The organism is Cloacibacterium caeni (genome assembly GCF_907163105.1).
Classification (GTDB): domain Bacteria; phylum Bacteroidota; class Bacteroidia; order Flavobacteriales; family Weeksellaceae; genus Cloacibacterium; species Cloacibacterium caeni_A.
This window is the reverse complement of the sequence record NZ_OU015321.1, coordinates 1,815,439-1,833,034: the sequence shown is the minus strand read 5'-3', so window position 1 is coordinate 1,833,034 and position 17,596 is coordinate 1,815,439. Positions and strand designations below refer to the sequence as shown.

The window sequence follows — 17,596 nt, the reverse complement described above, 5'->3', positions numbered from 1 at the left end:
TTACGATTATTCTTCTGATTGTCTTGTCCAAAAATCAAAAAGTCCGATGAGAATCATCGGACTTTTATAAAATTAAATTGTTTAAGTTTATTAAGGTTTCCAAAAACTCCAAACAGTACCATTGAACACTGCCAATTGTTTTTTGGTAGTGTCGTAAACCATCATTCCAGGAGCAGGATTGATTATGGTAAGATGTGGTGAAGCTACTTTAGGCAAAACCATCGCTTTATTAGTATCTTCAAGGACTAAAATTCCTGGAGTAGAAGTAGGAGTTCCTATGCTTACTTTGGCGGTGTCTAAATCATTTAAACTGTTTTGTAGCGTAAGACCATCTACATTATCTATAGGGTCTATGGTAGTACCAGTAGCATCTACAGATAAATCTTTCCAGCCAGAAGCGTATTTTACATATACTTTTTTATCAGAAGTATTGTATACCAAAGTTCCGTTTACTGCATCAGTAACAGCAGAAGTATTGGTAACCCATGGTAAAATGATACCTCTAGCATTGTCTGCGCCATCATAAAATTCTAGCGAGATATTAGGGTTTGGCGTGGTGCCGTCAGCTAATTTGCTTAATTCTGGTTTGCCAATCGCTACCTGTGCCGAAGCAAAAACAGAAATTAAGATTGATATTGTTAAGAATATATTTTTCATTTTTTTAAGGATTTGAAATTAATTAATAAAAATTAAAAATTAATCAGGACAAGCTTGAGTATTGAAACATTTCCAACCAGCTCTAGTACCATCAATATTTATTTTAAGACAATCTGTTCTGGTGTCATAAAACATCATACCAACTACAGGGTTAGTGATAACTGCAACGCCAGAGCTATTAACAGGTTCGTCAAGGTAAGTTGTATAGCTAGGTGCTGTTCCTACATTTGCATTAGAAGAAGCCATTCTGTTTACTACAAAACCTTTGGTTTTGGCTTCAAGTGCTGTCCAAGCTCCTTTTCTTACCATAGGCCAATTGCTGTTGTCTGCACCAGCTCTACCAAGAGCTGTAATACCGTGGTTGGTGTCTAAAATTGTGCCAGAAGTTTGTGCTGGTTTGTAGCAGAAAGGAATAAATACTGTAATAGTAACAGCAGCGGTATCACAAGGAGTACCAGCAGTTTGGTTACATATAGTATAATACAAAGTATAAGAACCAGCAGCAGTACCAGCAGCAACGGTAATAGTTCCGTCCGCATTAAGGGTAAAACCAGCTGGCCAAGCACCAGTAGTTCCAGTAGCATCGGTAGCGGTTCTAATAGAAACTTGTCCAGCACCTGTACCAATAACAGCCGCTGTACCAGAATTATTTTTATCATTAGCAATTACACTAGTAGTAGATGTACCAGGTGTAACAGAACTATAAGTGTCATTAACAGCATCTATACAATTATTTACAGTTATGGTAATAGTATTAGAAGTTACAGTACAACCTCCTACACTAGAAACTATTGCTCTATAATAAGTTGTAGATGTTAGAGTACCAGGAAAGTAAGAAGCACTAGTAGCTCCAGAAATATTTGTAAAATTAACGTTATCAGCAGAAGATTGCCATTGAATAGTTCCAGTATATCCTGTTAAAGTGATAGCAGAAGGAGTAGTATTCCAGCAAATAGTTTGATCTGAACTCGCAGTTCCAGCAACAGCAGCAGGATTTGAAGTATAGGCACTTCCTGCTGTTTGTCCTTGAGCTTGTCCGTCCACATTAAATGTACTACCTGTATTAGTAATAACAGGAACACCATTTGAATCTACTGTAGCAATTGCGGGTGAATTTAAAGTGCCAGAGATATTTGAACCAATTGCATTGCTCCCATTTAGCATTGTTTGAGTAATATAATCACCACCTTCTACAGCATCAGGACATCCGTCACCATCAGAATCTGTATCTAAATAGTTTGGCGTGCCATCATTATCTGTGTCACAATATAACCTTACTGCAAAACCTACACCTTGTTGAGAACCAAGAGAGGTTGTAATATCAACTTTTACAGATGGTGAGTAGCCCTTTACAAATAATAATGCATTAACATTACTAGTTTCTGTTTCATTGAGTGTTACAGTGTTAGTACCTATACCAGTGATATTAACGACTCCATCTGTTGTTGTTCCAATAGTTCCGGTACCGGTTTTTTCCAGAAGTTCAATAGTTCCAGCAGTATTATTGGTAAATTTTATTTGCTCTGTTTGAGTGGCAGATTTATTAGTTGTTTCAGCGTCAAAGAATACAAAATCAACAGGATAAGCAACACCATCCTTACTAGCTGTAACAGATATGTTAAATGAATTCACTCCGGTAAAACCTGTAGATGGAATATATAGCGCTTCTTTAAATGTTGTAGAATTAACATTATAATATCTTCCTACCATTTGTGAAGGCCCAATCCAAGTTAAAATATCATTACCAACCATAGCATTAGGAGTACCAGTTCCTACAGAAGTATAATTAGATATTGTAGCCGTATAAGTAACACCATTATAAACCACAGATTTTGTAGCAGATGGTGAGGTTGGACTTAAGGTAACACCACTCCAATCAAAAAACAACAATTGTTTCGCATATAATGGTGCTGCTGCAGGTGAATTTGTTGCAGGATAAGTAACATTAGGTGCTGTTGTAGTATCACAATATAATTCTGCAGTATCTAAAATCCCATCATTGTCATCATCTAAATCCAGTGAATCTGGAACTCCATCTCCATCAGAATCTGTAATAACTGGGGTAGTAGAAACAGATGCTGTATTGTTTGTAGTATTAGGATCTGCTATTCCGCTAGTTGTGCTAATGGTAGCAGTATTGTTATAATTTCCTGTGGCGTTTACAATTGCTGTTATGGTTAAAGTTGCATTTGCTTGGTCATTAAGGTTTCCTATAGTCCAGACACCAGTTCCAGGAACATAGGTTCCAGTTGATGCAGTGTGTGAAAAATAAGTATAACCAGAAGGTAATAAATCATTAACGGTAACATTTGAATTATTAGAAGCGCCAAGATTAGAAGCTGTAACTGTGAATACTATATTGCTTCCTTCTGTGGGAGTTGCATTACTTACAGTTTTGGTTACTCTCAAGTCTGATTCTCCAGCAGAGATACTGATCAAAAAATCATCCGCACCTGACCATCTAATATTCGCAGCCGTACCGTTTCTGTTGCCATATACTTCTAAAACAATGGTTCTAATATCATTATTTTGAAATCTTACAGAGCCTCTTGCAGTGTTTGTTGTTGCAGGATCTGTAGCTCCTGTATAATCATTATTAATGATTTTTGTAGTGTTATCAACATTCAAATTAGTTCCCGTTAATAGCACTAAATTGGTGGTAGATAATATTTCTGCACCTGCAGAATTTAATATAGACTTTATGTTAAATTCTGCAGTAAATGAAGATCCAGAAGCTCCCCCTAGTCCTTTAAAATGCAATATAGGGTTATTATTACCTCTACTCAAAGTAATAGTAAGCTCACCAAGTTTTACCCTACCATTGCCTGGCTGCATACCTGCTGATGCTAAATTTGCTGAGATATAAGGAGCATAATTACTCGCAATATCTATGCCTGTTCCATTTGTAGGAACACCAAAGCTAGTATATTGTGTATTATCACTCCCTGCATTACCAATAGCATTCATTAATGTATAAAATGGCGCTGCACCACCAGCCCCAAATCTTAATCCATTAGTGAAACTAGTTGCAGTTACATTGTAAGAAACAGTTAACACACTTGGGCTAGTATAATTCACTAAGTTAGTAGCCGTATTATTGTTGGTGTCTTTCTGGAAATCAAAAGAAAGGCTAGTGTTGGTATTAGGTGATGGTGTTACATTGCCAAACTCTAAGGCAGGGTAGGTTTGCGCTAAACCCAAAACTCCTACAACTAGAAATATTAGTTGTAAAAATGTTTTGAATGTTTTAAAATTTAGAGTTTTGTTCATGTTCTCTATTTTCGATTTTTAGAATATTGTATAAAAATTTTTACCTATAGATGAATAGGTTATAAAAAAGATATGTTTCTTTTGGATTAAATAAAAGTAGGAGGAGGTCTAGTGAAATGATGGTTTTCTACTTTTAGAGAATGGTAAAACTGAAAAAGCACATTTTGTTTTTCTTGGTAGATAAACAAAAACGACAGAAGTTTATTTTCTGTAAATAATGCTTTGTCTAGTTTTTGGCTTTGATCTTGGTTGTTAATACCTGATTTAGAAGTCCCGTAATTACTAGATAGATTTTCTTCCGATTGAGCATCAGTATTATAAATAATTTTCACTTCTCTTTTTTGCGCCATTTTTTTGATGAGTTTTTCATCAATTGCTTTGGGCGTTTTTTTCTTATGAGAAAATGCAATTTTTTCTTTTATTTCTTTTTGGGGAGAAGTAGAAGTTTTTGTGTTTTTTTGATTAATTGGAGCAGAAACTGAGGAATAATTGATTTTAGATTCACCTTTTTCTACGGTTACTATGGTAGCTCCTTCTGAAATGTGAATATTTTCTAACCCAGTAATGATTGATTCCTGAGCAGACATTTGTGTGGAAAAACCAATAGAAAGAAAGTATATAAAAACATAAAATATCTTAATGCTAGAAGCATTAAGAATAGATTTGGGTAATAGTAATCCCGAAGAACATTTGTCTAAGTAAACTTTCTTCAATTTTTTCTTCGTTAGTGTTTTTAGAACCAGAGGCAAAAATACAAAAAATATCTATATAATAATTGATTTTCTGATATTTATGCAATGGATGTGAAATTTATACTCGTTATAAATAAATTTAAAATCTTATCTTTGCAAAAATTTTAAGGCTCCCAAGGTGGGAGATACCTATTAATAACTTAATCCTAGTTTCTAAAATTTTAAGGATTATTAATACAATTTTTATGAGTAATATCGTAGCAATCGTTGGTCGTCCCAACGTAGGAAAATCCACATTATTTAATCGTTTATTAGAGAGAAGAGAAGCCATTGTAGATTCTACAGCTGGTGTAACCAGAGACCGTCATTATGGTAAATCTGACTGGAATGGAGTAGACTTTACCGTAATAGATACTGGTGGTTATGATGTAGGTAGTGATGATGTCTTCGAAGAAGAAATCCGTAAACAAGTTCAGTTGGCAGTAGATGAAGCTACTTCTATCATTTTTATGGTGAACGTAGACGAAGGACTTCAAGATATAGACCACGAAATCTATAATCTTTTGAGAAAAGCCAATAAACCTCTATATTTAGTGGTAAACAAAGTAGATTCTGCTAAAGAAATGCTTGCAGCTACAGAATTTTATCAGTTAGGAGTAGAAAAATATTATACGCTTTCTTCTGCTACAGGTTCTGGAACGGGTGAATTGTTAGATGACTTGGTTGCAGATTTTCCGACAACAGAATACAAAGATCCTTTCGAAGGTTTACCTAAAATTACCATTGCAGGAAGACCAAACGTAGGAAAATCTACACTTACCAATGCACTTTTGGATGATAACAGAAACATCGTTACTGATATTGCTGGTACAACTAGAGATTCCATCGAAACATTATATAATAAATTCGGACATGAGTTCGTGTTGGTAGATACTGCAGGAATGCGTAGAAAGTCTAAAGTTTCAGAAGACTTAGAATTCTATTCAGTCATGCGCTCTATTAGAGCGATTGAGCATTCTGATGTGGTGATTATCATGGTAGATGCTACTTTAGGCTGGGAATCTCAGGATATGAATATCTTTTCTTTGGCTCAAAAAAATAGAAAAGGAATCGTAATTGTAGTGAATAAGTGGGATTTGGTAGAAAAAGAAACCAATACCATGAGAGATTTTGAAAATAAAATCAAAGAAAAAATCGCTCAGTTTAATGACGTTCCTATTCTTTTTGTTTCTGCATTAACGAAACAAAGAATCTTAAAAGCGGTAGAAACTGCCATGATGGTGTATGAAAATCGTAAGAAAAGAATCAAAACTTCTAAACTTAACGAAATTTTATTACCTATAATTGAGCAAACTCCACCACCTGCAATCAAAGGAAAATATGTGAAAATTAAATATATTACCCAATTGCCAACTCCAGTTCCGCAATTTGCGTTTTTCTGTAATCTACCTCAGTATGTGAAAGAACCATACAGAAGATTCATCGAAAACCAATTGCGTAAGCAATTTGATTTTACAGGAGTTCCTATTGATGTATATTTCAGACAAAAATAATTTACCAACCCTTTTAGAATTCTAAATTCTGAAAGGGTTTTTAATTAAAATCGAATTGATGTTCAAAATCATTTTAAACAGACAAAAAATATCAATAAATTTGTCAAATATTCAATTAAACAAATCTGCACAACATGGTTACCGTATTATCAGAAAATTTCTCATTAGTCAATTCTTGGATCAACGAACTAAGAAACGTAGAAACCCAAAACAATAGAGCCAATTTCCGTAAAAGCATGGAAAGAATCGGCGAAATTGCAGCTTTTGAAATTTCTAAAGGTTTAGAATTCAAAGAAATAGAAATTTCTACTCCATTAGACAAAATTATGGTGAAAGAAATTGCAGTTCAACCTGTAATTACGACTATTTTGAGAGCAGGAGTTCCTCTTTTTGAAGGAATTCTTAATTATTTTGACAAAGCAGACTGTGGTTTCGTAGCTGCTTACAGAAAACACGATGCCAATGATTATTTCTCTATAAAACAAGATTATCTTACTTGTCCTAGTGTAGACGGAAGACCATTAATCGTAGCAGATCCCATGTTAGCAACTGGCGCAAGTTTAATAGAAGCGCTGAAAGATTTATTAAACCACGGAACACCTTCTCAACTCCACATTGTAGCCGTTATTGCAAGTAAACAAGGTGTAGAAACACTTTCCAATGCATTTCCAGATGCGCATATTTGGGTAGGAGCCATCGATGAAAATCTTACCTCAAAAGGTTATATTTCTCCAGGACTAGGAGATGCAGGAGATTTGTCTTACGGACAAAAATTACAGAGATAATTTAAGATGGCAAAGTTTATAAGTGATAGTAGTGTAAATGCTGAAATTGAGAAACTTCTTAAAGAATCAGAAAATCAGCTAGTATTAATTTCACCTTTTATACAAATTCATGAAAGGTTAAAATACTTTTTAAATCAAAAATTGGAATTGCCAAATTTGGAAATTTTAATTGTATTTGGAAAAAATGAAGATAATGTTTCAAAAAGCTTGAGTAAAGATGATTTAGAATTTTTAAAGAGATTTCCTAATATTGAAATTCGATATAATAAAAGATTACATGCCAAATATTACTCTAATGAAAATTCGGCAATTATAACTTCTATGAACCTTCATACATTTTCACAAAATAATAATATTGAAGTTGGTATAGTTTTTAGTTCTTTTGATATTGATATTTTAACGGAAAAACTTACAAAATTGCCGTTTAACAAAGATTCTTTTGATGTTGAAGCTTCAAAATATTTTGTAGATGTAATTAAACAATCAGAATTAATATTTCAAAGAAAACCTGAATTTTCAAAAGGGATTTTGGGATTTAGAAAAAAATATATTACTTCAAAAACGATAATTGATAATTCAGACAAATATTTTTCATATTTAACAAATTCGACAAAGTTTGAAAAGAGCGAAAATTATTCTTATTCAAATAAAAAAGGTTTTTGTATAAGAACTGGAGTGGAAATCCCATTTAATATATATAAACCGTTATGTGATGAGGCTTATAAAAGTTGGTCAAGATTCAGAAATGAAAATTATGAGGAAAATTATTGTCATTTTTCTGGAGAAGAATCTTTTGGTGCAACGTCTTATGCGTCACCAATACTTAATAAAAATTATTACAAAGCCAAGAAGGAGTTTAATATTTAAGTATTTTACACATCAAAAGCCATTACCAAAACGCTAACTTCATTCCTTGGATTTTTCAAAATTTCCCAAGCAATGGCACTTATCGTATTTCCTGTGGTGAAAACATCGTCTATTAACAAAACATGTTTCCCAGAAATTTCTTCGGTGAGCGAGAAATCGTATTTCGTTTCGGCGCGATGAGATTTGTCTTTTTGAGCTTGTGCTTTTTGGTAAGAATTTCTTTTGAGCGCTTCTTTATGATGAGGAATTTCCCAATTTTTAGAAAGCGTGTCTGCAAAAATATGCAACTGATTATAACCTCGTTTTTTTAATTTTTTAGGATGAAGCGGAACCGTAATTAAAACATCTGGTTTTTCTGAAAGGTAAATTCTTTCCAAAGTCCATTCAGCCATGATTTTTCCAACTTTTTCCTGAGAGCGATATTTGAGTTGGTGAATAATTTTTTGGCTCAATGCTTCTTCTTGAAATTCCATCACAGCATAAGCATTTTTCACGGGAAATAAAAGCTTACATCTCTGTTTCAGAGGATTTTCTTCGTAGAAATTAAAATGAGAAAACTTAATTTGAGGGAAACATACATGGCAAACCAATTCGTCTTTTGAAATGATGGTGTTACAATGTAGACATCTGTTCGGGAACAGTAAATCCAGCAGCATAGAAAATGGTTTTTAGTTTTAGAAAACTAAAATAGTGAAAAATAATAAACCAACCCGCTTTTTATGAGTGATTTTGATGATGTTTTCTCGCAGATTTGGCTGATTATGCTGATTTTATTTGCTAAATCTGCTTTATCAGCAAGAATTTCTCTAGTTTTTCACTTTAAAACTCCAGGTAAAAGCAAATTTAGAAACCAAATCGCCTTTTTGGTCTTTTCCTTCAGAAAATAGGGTTAAAGTTTGTCCTTCTCCAGTTTCGATGGCTTTTTGTAAAGCGGCATCCAGTTCTTTTCCTTGATGACAAGAAAAAGTAACTCTACCCACTGCTTTTTTGGTGAATTCAGCTTGGTTATGAACCACCAACATAGAGATTTTTTTGCCTGATTTTCTAATTTTTTCGGCACAAAGAAACCCTGTAGAAAATTCTGCAGCCATTCCTTGAACTGCCCAAAACATAGAATTGAAAGGGTTTTGGTTTAGCCAACCGAATTTTACTTTGGTGATGCAGATTTCATCATTCATTTCTTTTAGGCGCACTCCTGCAATCCAAGAAATTGGAATTTTTAAAAACAGAAACAGGTGTAGTTGGAATTTGTTCATGTCACAAATCTAAAAATTTTAATTTTTAAAATTTTGAAAACTTATATGATGAGAATAGTTTTTAAGAATTTTTTAGATTCAGTTTATAAAATAGATGACACAATTTATCTAAATTAAGTCATTGTATTGACGGAATTAATATAAAATAAGTCAGTTAACTGACGTAATTTACAAAAAATGTATATCTTTGTAGGGTGAATTTTGAAAAATAAACCTCATGAGCTATGTAAAAAGAGCAGTGCTCGATAATTTTAAAAATAATCTTAAACCCAATAAAGTGCTTGTTTTATTGGGAGCAAGACGTGTTGGAAAAACCCAATTGATTAAAAAATATTTAGAAACTGTAGAAGAAAAAGTATTGCAACTGAATGGGGAAGATTTAAATGACGCTCGTCTTTTAGAAGAAAGAACTCTCGAAAATTATACAAGATTATTTCAGAATATTGGGCTATTGGTCATAGATGAAGCACAAGCTGTACAAGATATTGGGTTAATTTTAAAATTTATTGTAGATCATATCGAAGGAATAAAGGTTATTGCAACCGGTTCTTCTATGTTTGATTTGGCTAATAAATTAGGAGAACCTTTGGTTGGCAGAAAAAATACCCTTTTTCTATATCCGCTTTCCCAAATTGAGTTTTCTAACTACGAAAACTATAAACAGACCGCCGAAAATTTAGAAACCAGATTGATTTTTGGAGGATATCCCGAACTTACACAATATTCATCATGGGAAGAAAAGCAAAACTATCTCAGGGAAATTGTGAGTTCTTATTTGTTGAAAGATATTCTGATTTTTGATGGCATTAAAAACTCTAATAAAATTTATGATTTACTTAGATTAATTGCCCTTCAAATCGGTAAAGAAGTTTCTCTTCAAGAATTAGGAAATCAACTTCAAATGTCTAAGAATACGGTAGAACGATATCTTGATTTGCTCACTAAAGTTTTTATTTTGTTTAAAGTAGAAGGTTTTTCTAGAAATTTACGCAAAGAAATTACCAAAACCAGCAGATGGTATTTTTATGATAACGGAATAAGAAATGCAATTATTAATAACTATAATTCTCTTCAAAATAGAACAGATGTAGGTGATTTATGGGAAAATTATTTGGCTTCGGAAAGAATAAAAAAACAAGAGTATCACAAAATATTTAGAGCCAATTATTTTTGGAGAACTTATGATAGGCAGGAATTGGATTGGTTAGAAGAAGATGCCGAAAAACTTTCTGCTTTTGAATTTAAATGGAATGAAAACAAAAAAGCAAAAATACCAACTGCTTTTGCAAAAGCTTATCCCGATGCAGAATTTAGTTTAATAACTAAGAAGAATTATTTGGATTTTATCACCTAAAATTTAAACGAAATATTCCTTATTTTTGAATAAAATTAAAACCATGAAAATTAAAACCTTTTACCTTTTACTGTTCGTGATGTTCAGTATTCAACTGTCAGCTCAAAATCTTGAAAAAATTGCACAAGAAATAAAAGACGAAGGCATTCAGCTTTACAGAAGTGAAATGGCAAGTTGGTATGGAACTGATGTTTTTATTGAAAACTATAAAGAAAGAGATAACATAGGTGGTTATTTTTCATACATTAAAGAGGATGAAGTGCCAACTTGTGTATTTTATTCCAAAGAAAATAAAGTGATAGGAACCATTTCTTTTCCTACAAGTTATGAACCAAGGAATTCTAAAATAGATTTGTCCGAAAGAGATTTTACTGAGGTGGAAAAAGAATATTTTACCATCAGAAAAGCAGCTCAGGAAAGATTAAAAACGGATACCATTTTTAAATTTTACAATAATGTAAATTATAATATTGTTCCGATAATCAATAAAAATAAAGAAAAAAAAGTGTATTTTTTGAGCGGAACTAATCTCAATAATTTAGTGCTTTTTGGAAACGATTATTTAATTGATTTTAACAAAGATAGTAGCATTAAAAAAGTACAAAAACTACATAACAGTTTGCTTTCTTTTAAAATTTATGATGAAAAAGTTGGCAAAACAATAAGCGGAATTCACTCACACGTTTTAGAAGATTGGCCATTTATTACGCCTACCGATATTTGTACACTGTTGCTCTACCAAAAATTTACCAATTGGGAAAGTTATACCGTGGTTTCTAAAAAATATACTAGCCTTTGGAATGCAAAAAGTAATCATTTGATGATTATGAAAACAGAAGTTTTAGAAAAAATTCAAGAAGACCAAAAGAAAAGACATCCTGAAAGATATCAAGAACAAGAGAAAAAATAAAAAAAAACCGCAGAAGTCGTTTCTGCGGTTTTTTATTCACTATTGACTTGCGAAGTAAAATTCACATTTTATCTATTTCACAAATCCTTTGTTTTGTAGAAGTGGTTTAATGTCTGGAGTTCTTCTTGTAAAATCTTTGAACGCTTGATTCAAGTCTACAGAATTTCCTACAGATAGAATATATTTTCTGAAACGATCGCCGTTTTCTCTGGTCATTCCACCATTGTCCGTAATCCATTTCCAAGCATCTGCATTCAGAACATCGCTCCACATATAAGCGTAATAACCTGCAGAATAACCGCCTCCCCAAATGTGAGCAAAGTAAGGAGAATGATATCTTGGCGGAACTTGTGGCAAAGTAAATCCGTATTTGGTTAAGACTTCTTTTTCAAAATCTAAAGTAGGTTTTATTTCGGCATCAGATTTTACAGAATGCCAAGCCATATCTAATGTTGCCGCAGAAACCAATTCTGTAGTGGCATAACCTTGGTTAAAAGTAGCGGCTTTTTTAATTTTATCTACCAAAGTTTGAGGCATTGGTTGTTTGGTTTCATAGTGTAGTGCATAATTTTTAAGAACTGAAGGCTCTAGCGCAAAAAATTCATTGATTTGAGAAGGAAATTCTACAAAATCTCTAGGAACATTGGTTCCAGAAATGGTAATGTATTTTTGGTTGGCAAAAAGTCCGTGCAAAGTGTGACCAAATTCGTGGAACATGGTAGACACATCATCATAAGAAATTAATGAAGGTTTTCCTGGAGCCGGTTTTTGGTAGTTGAACACATTTACAATTACAGGTTTAGTTCCCGTCATGAATGATTGTTCTACGAAGTTACTCATCCAAGCGCCACCATTTTTATTATCTCTGGTATAAAAATCTAAGTAATAAATCGCTAAAGATTTTCCGTCTCTATCAAATACTTCATAAGCTACTACATCTGGATGATAAACTGGTAAATCTTTTCTTTCTTTGAAGGTAATTCCGTAGAATTTTTCTGCAGCGTAGAAAACGCCTTTTTCTAAAACGGTGGACACTTCAAAATAAGGTTTGATTTGGTTTTCGTCTAAATCAAATTTTGCTTTACGCACTTGTTCTGCATAGAAATTCCAATCCCAAGGTGCGAGTTCGAAGCCGCCTTTTTGAGCATCAATTAGCGCTTGAATATCCACAATTTCTCTTTTCGCTTGCTCTACTGCAGGTTTTCCTAATTGGTAAAGAAGGTTCATTGCGTTTTCTGGTTTTTTTGCCATTTGGTCTACCAAATTCAGTTCAGCGTAAGAAGATTTTCCCATAAGATGCGCTTTCTCCATTCTCAGTTTCGCTTGTCTTTCGAGGATAGCTCTTGTATCATTTTCATCTCCTTTTTCTGCTCTGTACCAAGAAGCTTTGAATAATTTTTCTCTTGTCGCTCTGTTTTTAAGATTTTGAAGAAGCGGTTGTTGAGTAGTATTGAGCAAAGTCAAAAGATATTTGCCTTCGTAGCCTGCGTTTTTAGCATCTGTAGCTGCAGCAGCGATTTCATCAGCAGATAATCCGTCTAATTCCTTAACGTCTGAAATTAAAACAGCTCCTTTTTTTCTCGCTTCTAATAATTTACTAGAAAATTGAGTAGAAAGTGTTGCCAATTCTGCGTTTATTTTTTTCATTTGCTCTTTGTCAGCATCAGAAAGATTAGCACCAGCCAATTCAAAACGTTGCTTGTACACTTCTAACAATCTTTGGTCTTCTGCATCTAAACCATCTGTTTTAATGGCTTTAATTCTATTATAAAGAGCAGAATTTAAATAAATTTTATCTGCATGAGATGCAAAAATAGGAGCGTATTGTTCTTCTATTTTCTGTAGAGTAGGATTGGTATTAGAACCAGTAAGGTTGTAGAAAACAATTTGTGCGCGTTTCAATACTTCCCCGCTTTTTTCAAGTGCCAAAATGGTGTTTTCAAATGTTGCGGCTTCCTTGTTGCTAACGATTGTAGCAATTTCTGCTTCGTTTACTTTTAAACCATAATCAAAAGCTGGAGCAAAATGTTCGTCTTTAATTTTGTCAAATTCTGGAGCCTGATACTGCAATGTACTTTTCTTATAAAAAGGATTGTTTAAAACAGCAGTATCATCAATTTTTGTGGTATTTTCTTTCATGGTAGAACAAGAAATGCTGAAACCTAATGCAGACATCAGCAAAATTGATGTAATATTTTTCATTGTTAAATTGTTGAATATTTATAGGGTTAAAGATACAAAATTTGTAGAAAGCGATTCAGCATTGTGCCAAAAGCAATTTTGTAACAAAAAATAAATCTAAACGTCTAATTATTAAAATATTAATCATGAAAAAAACGATTCCTGTCTTTCTTTTAAGCTTATCATTAGCTTCTTGTATCAATGTAAAATCTGATGATGGAAGCATTGGTGATATTTTCACAGGCAAAAAAGGAAATGGACCGATGACTGAAAAAGTATTTTCGGGAGATTTCAATAGCATAGAAGTTTCTACTTCTATTCATGCAGATATTATGAAATCTGATGTAGAAAAAGTAGTTATTTCTGCGCCTTCAGATATTATTGAATTTGTGAAAGTAGAACAAAACGGAGAAAGCGTAAGAATTTACGTGAATTCTGATTTTAGAAATCCTATTTCTACAGAAAGAGTAAAAGCCATTATTTATGCTAAAGATTTTGATGAATTGAGAGCGAATTCTAGTGCTTCTGTAAAGGTGAAAGATACTTTTATGCAAGATAAACTGAAAGTAGATGTTTCCAGCTCTGCAGATGTAGATGGACATTTAGAAGCCAATCAATTAGATATTTCTGTAGGAAGTAGCGGTAGTTTTTCTGGAAAAGTTTGGGCAGATTTTGCTCGTTTCGAAGTTTCTTCTAGTGGTGATTTTTCTGTAGATGGAAAAGTGCAGCATGGCAGTATTCACGCCAGTTCTTCTGGTGATTTTAACGGAAGAAATTTAGAAGTTAAAGAAGGAGAGTTTCATGCTTCATCATCAGCAAGTATTTCTGCGATGGTTTCTCAAAAAGCTTCGGCACAAGCTTCTTCTAGTGGGGATGTAAATCTTAAAAAACTGGGAAATCCTGTTATTTCTTCTTCTGAAAGCAGCAGTGGAAGCGTAAATGTAAATTAGTAACTTTATTTTTCTTCATATTCCAATTTTATTAAACCGAAAAAGCAACTCTATTTTGAGTTGCTTTTTTATTTTTTTAATTTTTGTCTTGATTCAAAATTTTCTACCAGCCTCCAGAAGCGCCACCTCCGCCAAAACTTCCGCCTCCACCGAAACCGCCAAATCCACCGCCTGAACTTCCGCCACCGAAACCACCTCCAAAACTTCCTGGGAAGAAACCACCTGGATAGACTCTTCTTCCTCTTCTGGTAATAATCACGTCTCCGTCATCATTGCCAAAACCTCCTCCATTATTACTTTTTGATAAAATATAAATAATAAAGAACAGAATAAGTGCGAAAATAAGAATGTGTTTCAGGGAAATATCAATCGGTTGAGGTTCTGATTCAGAAAGCGGTTTAAATTTACCTCTTACTGCATCCATTATAGCAGAAGTTCCAGAATTTATTCCTGCAAACCATTGCCCTTTTTTGAAATTTGGCGTGACCAAATAATCTAGAATTTGCCCAGCAACAGAAGCCGTAAGGTATTGCTCTACACCACGACCTTGCTGAATAGACATTTTTCTGTCTTCGGTTGCAATGAGGAAAACAACGCCGTTATCTTGTTCTTTTTCTCCGATTTTCCATTTTTCTCCCCATTGTGTCGCTACAAAATTTACATCTTCTCCATTGGTGGTAGGAATAATGACTACCAAAATTTCTGTAGAAGAAGAATCTGCAAATTTGATGAGTTTTTGATTAATTTCTTCTGTTTCCGTAGCATTCAGTAAGCCTACTTCGTCATAAACAGGATAAATTTTACTGGGAGGTTCTGGAACGTTATATTGTGCTGAAATAAAACTACAACAGCTCAGTAAAACTAAAACGAAGAAATTTTTAAGAGAAGGTAATTTCATTAGGTAATTCATTGTGATTTTCTCCGTCAATGGGGAAGAATTTTTTTAATTCTAATCCGGTTTCTAAAATAGCATCTCGCAAACCTTCGAAATATTGACCTTGAGAGAAAGCTGAGGTTATTTTGTCATGCAAATCATTCCAAAATTTTTGATGCACTTTTTCATGAATGCCTTTATCGCCAATAATGGTTAAGTATTTTTGTTCAAAATTCACATGAAAAAGTACGGCATTTCTTTCTTTGGTTTTGTCCATTCCCAGAGATTTAAAAACGTCAAAAGCAATTTTGGCATTATTGTCATCTGAGTTTTGGTCTATATGCACACGAATTTCTCCGGTAGAATGGTCTTCCGCTTGTTGAATGGCTTCCACTAGGGAAGCCATTTGAATATTGTTTAAAAAATTACTCATTATTCAGTGAAAACTTCAGGAGCTTTTTCAGCACCTGCATCTGCTTTAAATAAAGGTTTTTCTTTGAAATTAGAGAAATTTGCGATGATATTATTCGGGAAAACTTTAATAGAAGTATTGTATTCTTTCACCGCAGCGTTATAGTTTACGGTTTCTGCTCTTATGCTGTTTTCAATCGCAGTATATTCTCTTTGGAAATCGATAAATTGTTGGTCAGCTTTTAGATTAGGATATTGTTCTACCACTGCCATTAATCTGCTCAAAGCACCAGATAATTCACCTTGTGCAGCTTGGAATTTTGCCAAATCTGCTTCAGTCATATTAGTTGGGTCTATCGTAACTTGAGTTGCTTTAGAACGTGCTTCGATTACTTTGGTTAAAGTTTCTTGCTCGAATTTAGCATAAGATTTTACGGTTCTTTCTAAATTAGGGATAAGGTTTGCTCTTTTTTGGTAAACGGTTTCTACATTGGCCCATTTTTCGTTTACGTTTTGTTCGCTTCCTACAAAACCATTTCTAATGCCAATTCCCCAAAATATTACCAATGCAATTACGCCAATCAGCACCAAACCTATTGTTCCAATGCCAAAACATCCTTTGTTGTTCATAGTTTAATTTTTTTTAATTGTGTATTAAGTGATTCAGTAAACCAAATATACAAATATTATGCTAATTTTGTAAAATATACCTTGAAATGATTACAATAGTAGTAGCAATGGGAAAAAACAGAGAAATTGGTGTTGATAACCAGTTGCTTTGGCATTTACCTAAAGATTTAAAACATTTTAAAGAACTTACGAGTGGTCACCCAATTATTATGGGCAGAAAAACATACGAAAGTATTGGTAAACCGCTTCCTAATCGTACAAATATTGTGATTAGTAGAAAAAATGATTGGTTCGAAGAAGGGATTCTTATCGTAGGAAGTATTAAAGAAGCATTGAAATTTGCCAAAAAAATAGACGAAAATGTTTTTGTGATTGGTGGAGGTACTATTTATGAACAAACGATAGATTTGGCAGACCAATTAGAGATTACTTTGGTAGATGCTACGCTAAATGCGGATACTTATTTTCCAAAAATAGACGAGAAAATTTGGCAGAAAACCCAAGAAACTTGCCATGAAAAAGACGAAAAGAATCAATATGATTTTTGTTTTCAAACTTTTACAAAAAAGACTAGCGTTTAATGTCTGAAATCTAACATCTAATTTTTATATTTGCACACCTAATTTTAAGAGATGAATAAGTACATAAAATTTTTAATTGCTGGCTTAATGATTGCTGCGGGAGTTTACCTGATGATGAACCGTCAAATAGGATGGGGAATTGTAGTCGTATTCTTTTCGCTGAGTCCTATTTTATTATTTTTCAAAAATGAATACATCTTATTGGCTTTTTGGCAAATGAGAAAACAGAATTTTGTAAAAGCTGCACATTGGTTAACTTACATTAAAAACTACCAATCTCAGTTACACAAATCTCAATATGGTTATTTCCATTATTTACAAGGTCTAACTCTAGCGCAAGAACATCCCGCAAAAGTAGAACCATTGATGAAAAAAGCTTTAGAATATGGTTTAAATATGAAGCACGATAGAGCAATGGCTACGTTAAATATAGCTGCAGCAGCACTTTCTAAAGGAAGAAAAGCAGAAGCTCAAAAATTATTAGAAGAAGCTAAAAGATTAGACGATCAAGGAATGATGGCGGATCAAATAAAAATGATGAAAGACCAATTGAAAATGCCTTCTATGCAGAAACATATGCATAATCCACAAATGAGACACAGAGGAAAATTCTTCTAAAAAATTA

The 17,596-nt window shown here is 33.3% G+C and carries 17 protein-coding genes; 8 read left to right on the top strand and 9 right to left on the bottom strand.

Annotated elements, in window-relative coordinates:
* Nucleotides 1-90 precede the first annotated feature (90 nt).
* The 3 genes from KKQ76_RS08470 to KKQ76_RS08460 all read right to left on the bottom strand — a co-directional run bounded on the left by KKQ76_RS08470 (nucleotide 91) and on the right by KKQ76_RS08460 (nucleotide 4,640).
* Entirely contained in the window at nucleotides 91-657 is a 567-nt protein-coding gene (locus KKQ76_RS08470) for a hypothetical protein (RefSeq protein ID WP_213196749.1), read from the bottom strand.
* A gap of 39 nt (nucleotides 658-696) precedes the next feature.
* On the bottom strand, nucleotides 697-3,927 hold the full coding sequence (locus KKQ76_RS08465) for a DUF11 domain-containing protein (protein WP_213196748.1): 3,231 nt from the start codon (nucleotides 3,925-3,927) through the stop codon (nucleotides 697-699).
* Nucleotides 3,928-4,013: 86 nt separating this feature from the next.
* Complete coding sequence (locus KKQ76_RS08460; RefSeq protein WP_213196747.1) at nucleotides 4,014-4,640, bottom strand: hypothetical protein; 627 nt, start codon at nucleotides 4,638-4,640, stop codon at nucleotides 4,014-4,016.
* Nucleotides 4,641-4,864: 224 nt separating this feature from the next.
* Here KKQ76_RS08460 and der point away from each other — a divergent pair, with 224 nt between their 5' ends.
* The 3 genes from der (at nucleotide 4,865) to KKQ76_RS08445 (ending at nucleotide 7,824) form a co-directional block, all read left to right on the top strand.
* On the top strand, nucleotides 4,865-6,172 hold the full coding sequence (der, locus tag KKQ76_RS08455; RefSeq protein ID WP_213196746.1) for a ribosome biogenesis GTPase Der: 1,308 nt from the start codon (nucleotides 4,865-4,867) through the stop codon (nucleotides 6,170-6,172).
* A 134-nt stretch (nucleotides 6,173-6,306) separates the two neighbouring features.
* Nucleotides 6,307-6,957, top strand: coding sequence for a uracil phosphoribosyltransferase (upp, locus tag KKQ76_RS08450; RefSeq protein ID WP_213196745.1), 651 nt, complete (start codon nucleotides 6,307-6,309; stop codon nucleotides 6,955-6,957).
* Between the two features lie 6 nt (nucleotides 6,958-6,963).
* Nucleotides 6,964-7,824, top strand: a complete 861-nt coding sequence (locus KKQ76_RS08445) for a phospholipase D-like domain-containing protein (protein WP_213196744.1) — start codon at nucleotides 6,964-6,966, stop codon at nucleotides 7,822-7,824.
* 5 nt (nucleotides 7,825-7,829) lie between these two features.
* Here the strand turns inward: KKQ76_RS08445 and KKQ76_RS08440 are convergent, their stop codons facing one another.
* Complete coding sequence (locus KKQ76_RS08440) at nucleotides 7,830-8,480, bottom strand: ComF family protein (protein ID WP_213196743.1); 651 nt, start codon at nucleotides 8,478-8,480, stop codon at nucleotides 7,830-7,832.
* Between the two features lie 150 nt (nucleotides 8,481-8,630).
* The gene (locus KKQ76_RS08435; RefSeq protein ID WP_213196742.1) at nucleotides 8,631-9,080 is read right to left on the bottom strand and encodes a DUF4442 domain-containing protein; all 450 of its coding nucleotides are present in this window, start codon (nucleotides 9,078-9,080) and stop codon (nucleotides 8,631-8,633) included.
* Between the two features lie 217 nt (nucleotides 9,081-9,297).
* Between KKQ76_RS08435 and KKQ76_RS08430 the strand changes: the two genes are divergently transcribed.
* Entirely contained in the window at nucleotides 9,298-10,434 is a 1,137-nt protein-coding gene (locus KKQ76_RS08430) for an ATP-binding protein (protein ID WP_213196741.1), read from the top strand.
* 43 nt (nucleotides 10,435-10,477) lie between these two features.
* Nucleotides 10,478-11,344, top strand: a complete 867-nt coding sequence (locus KKQ76_RS08425) for a hypothetical protein (RefSeq protein WP_246501372.1) — start codon at nucleotides 10,478-10,480, stop codon at nucleotides 11,342-11,344.
* Nucleotides 11,345-11,416: 72 nt separating this feature from the next.
* On the opposite strand, the gene KKQ76_RS08420 is transcribed toward KKQ76_RS08425, so the two are convergent.
* Entirely contained in the window at nucleotides 11,417-13,546 is a 2,130-nt protein-coding gene (locus KKQ76_RS08420) for a M3 family metallopeptidase (protein WP_213196740.1), read from the bottom strand.
* 125 nt (nucleotides 13,547-13,671) lie between these two features.
* On the opposite strand from KKQ76_RS08420, the gene KKQ76_RS08415 reads away from it, so the two are divergent.
* Nucleotides 13,672-14,475 carry a GIN domain-containing protein gene (locus tag KKQ76_RS08415; protein WP_213196739.1) on the top strand — a complete coding sequence of 268 codons (804 nt, stop codon included), beginning with the start codon at nucleotides 13,672-13,674 and terminating at the stop codon, nucleotides 14,473-14,475.
* A 103-nt stretch (nucleotides 14,476-14,578) separates the two neighbouring features.
* Here KKQ76_RS08415 and KKQ76_RS08410 read toward each other — a convergent pair whose 3' ends face one another.
* Genes KKQ76_RS08410 through KKQ76_RS08400 form a run of 3 tightly spaced genes read right to left on the bottom strand, consistent with a single transcriptional unit; the run spans nucleotide 14,579 to nucleotide 16,390 of the window.
* Entirely contained in the window at nucleotides 14,579-15,373 is a 795-nt protein-coding gene (locus KKQ76_RS08410; RefSeq protein WP_213196738.1) for a TPM domain-containing protein, read from the bottom strand.
* On the bottom strand, nucleotides 15,354-15,782 hold the full coding sequence (locus KKQ76_RS08405) for a TPM domain-containing protein (RefSeq protein ID WP_374450511.1): 429 nt from the start codon (nucleotides 15,780-15,782) through the stop codon (nucleotides 15,354-15,356). The genes KKQ76_RS08410 and KKQ76_RS08405 overlap by 20 nt, the downstream gene beginning before the upstream one ends.
* Entirely contained in the window at nucleotides 15,782-16,390 is a 609-nt protein-coding gene (locus tag KKQ76_RS08400) for a LemA family protein (protein ID WP_069799623.1), read from the bottom strand. Before KKQ76_RS08400 ends, KKQ76_RS08405 begins: the two co-directional genes overlap by 1 nt.
* A gap of 86 nt (nucleotides 16,391-16,476) precedes the next feature.
* On the opposite strand from KKQ76_RS08400, the gene KKQ76_RS08395 reads away from it, so the two are divergent.
* Nucleotides 16,477-16,971, top strand: a complete 495-nt coding sequence (locus KKQ76_RS08395) for a dihydrofolate reductase (RefSeq protein WP_104794402.1) — start codon at nucleotides 16,477-16,479, stop codon at nucleotides 16,969-16,971.
* A 51-nt stretch (nucleotides 16,972-17,022) separates the two neighbouring features.
* A complete protein-coding gene (locus KKQ76_RS08390; protein WP_213189820.1) occupies nucleotides 17,023-17,589 on the top strand; it encodes a DUF2892 domain-containing protein in 567 nt (188 codons plus the stop codon).
* The last annotated feature ends 7 nt before the right edge of the window (nucleotides 17,590-17,596 follow it).

Excerpts from the sequence above, each read along its gene's own strand:
- KKQ76_RS08470 (WP_213196749.1), bottom strand. The coding sequence starts at position 657 with ATGAAAAATATATTCTTAACAATATCAATCTTAATTTCTGTTTTTGCT.
- KKQ76_RS08465 (WP_213196748.1), bottom strand. The coding sequence starts at position 3,927 with ATGAACAAAACTCTAAATTTTAAAACATTCAAAACATTTTTACAACTA.
- der (WP_213196746.1), top strand. The coding sequence starts at position 4,865 with ATGAGTAATATCGTAGCAATCGTTGGTCGTCCCAACGTAGGAAAATCC.
- upp (WP_213196745.1), top strand. The coding sequence starts at position 6,307 with ATGGTTACCGTATTATCAGAAAATTTCTCATTAGTCAATTCTTGGATC.
- KKQ76_RS08445 (WP_213196744.1), top strand. The coding sequence starts at position 6,964 with ATGGCAAAGTTTATAAGTGATAGTAGTGTAAATGCTGAAATTGAGAAA.
- KKQ76_RS08440 (WP_213196743.1), bottom strand. The coding sequence starts at position 8,480 with ATGCTGCTGGATTTACTGTTCCCGAACAGATGTCTACATTGTAACACC.
- KKQ76_RS08435 (WP_213196742.1), bottom strand. The coding sequence starts at position 9,080 with ATGAACAAATTCCAACTACACCTGTTTCTGTTTTTAAAAATTCCAATT.
- KKQ76_RS08430 (WP_213196741.1), top strand. The coding sequence starts at position 9,298 with ATGAGCTATGTAAAAAGAGCAGTGCTCGATAATTTTAAAAATAATCTT.
- KKQ76_RS08425 (WP_246501372.1), top strand. The coding sequence starts at position 10,478 with ATGAAAATTAAAACCTTTTACCTTTTACTGTTCGTGATGTTCAGTATT.
- KKQ76_RS08420 (WP_213196740.1), bottom strand. The coding sequence starts at position 13,546 with ATGAAAAATATTACATCAATTTTGCTGATGTCTGCATTAGGTTTCAGC.
- KKQ76_RS08415 (WP_213196739.1), top strand. The coding sequence starts at position 13,672 with ATGAAAAAAACGATTCCTGTCTTTCTTTTAAGCTTATCATTAGCTTCT.
- KKQ76_RS08410 (WP_213196738.1), bottom strand. The coding sequence starts at position 15,373 with ATGAAATTACCTTCTCTTAAAAATTTCTTCGTTTTAGTTTTACTGAGC.
- KKQ76_RS08405 (WP_374450511.1), bottom strand. The coding sequence starts at position 15,782 with ATGAGTAATTTTTTAAACAATATTCAAATGGCTTCCCTAGTGGAAGCC.
- KKQ76_RS08400 (WP_069799623.1), bottom strand. The coding sequence starts at position 16,390 with ATGAACAACAAAGGATGTTTTGGCATTGGAACAATAGGTTTGGTGCTG.
- KKQ76_RS08395 (WP_104794402.1), top strand. The coding sequence starts at position 16,477 with ATGATTACAATAGTAGTAGCAATGGGAAAAAACAGAGAAATTGGTGTT.
- KKQ76_RS08390 (WP_213189820.1), top strand. The coding sequence starts at position 17,023 with ATGAATAAGTACATAAAATTTTTAATTGCTGGCTTAATGATTGCTGCG.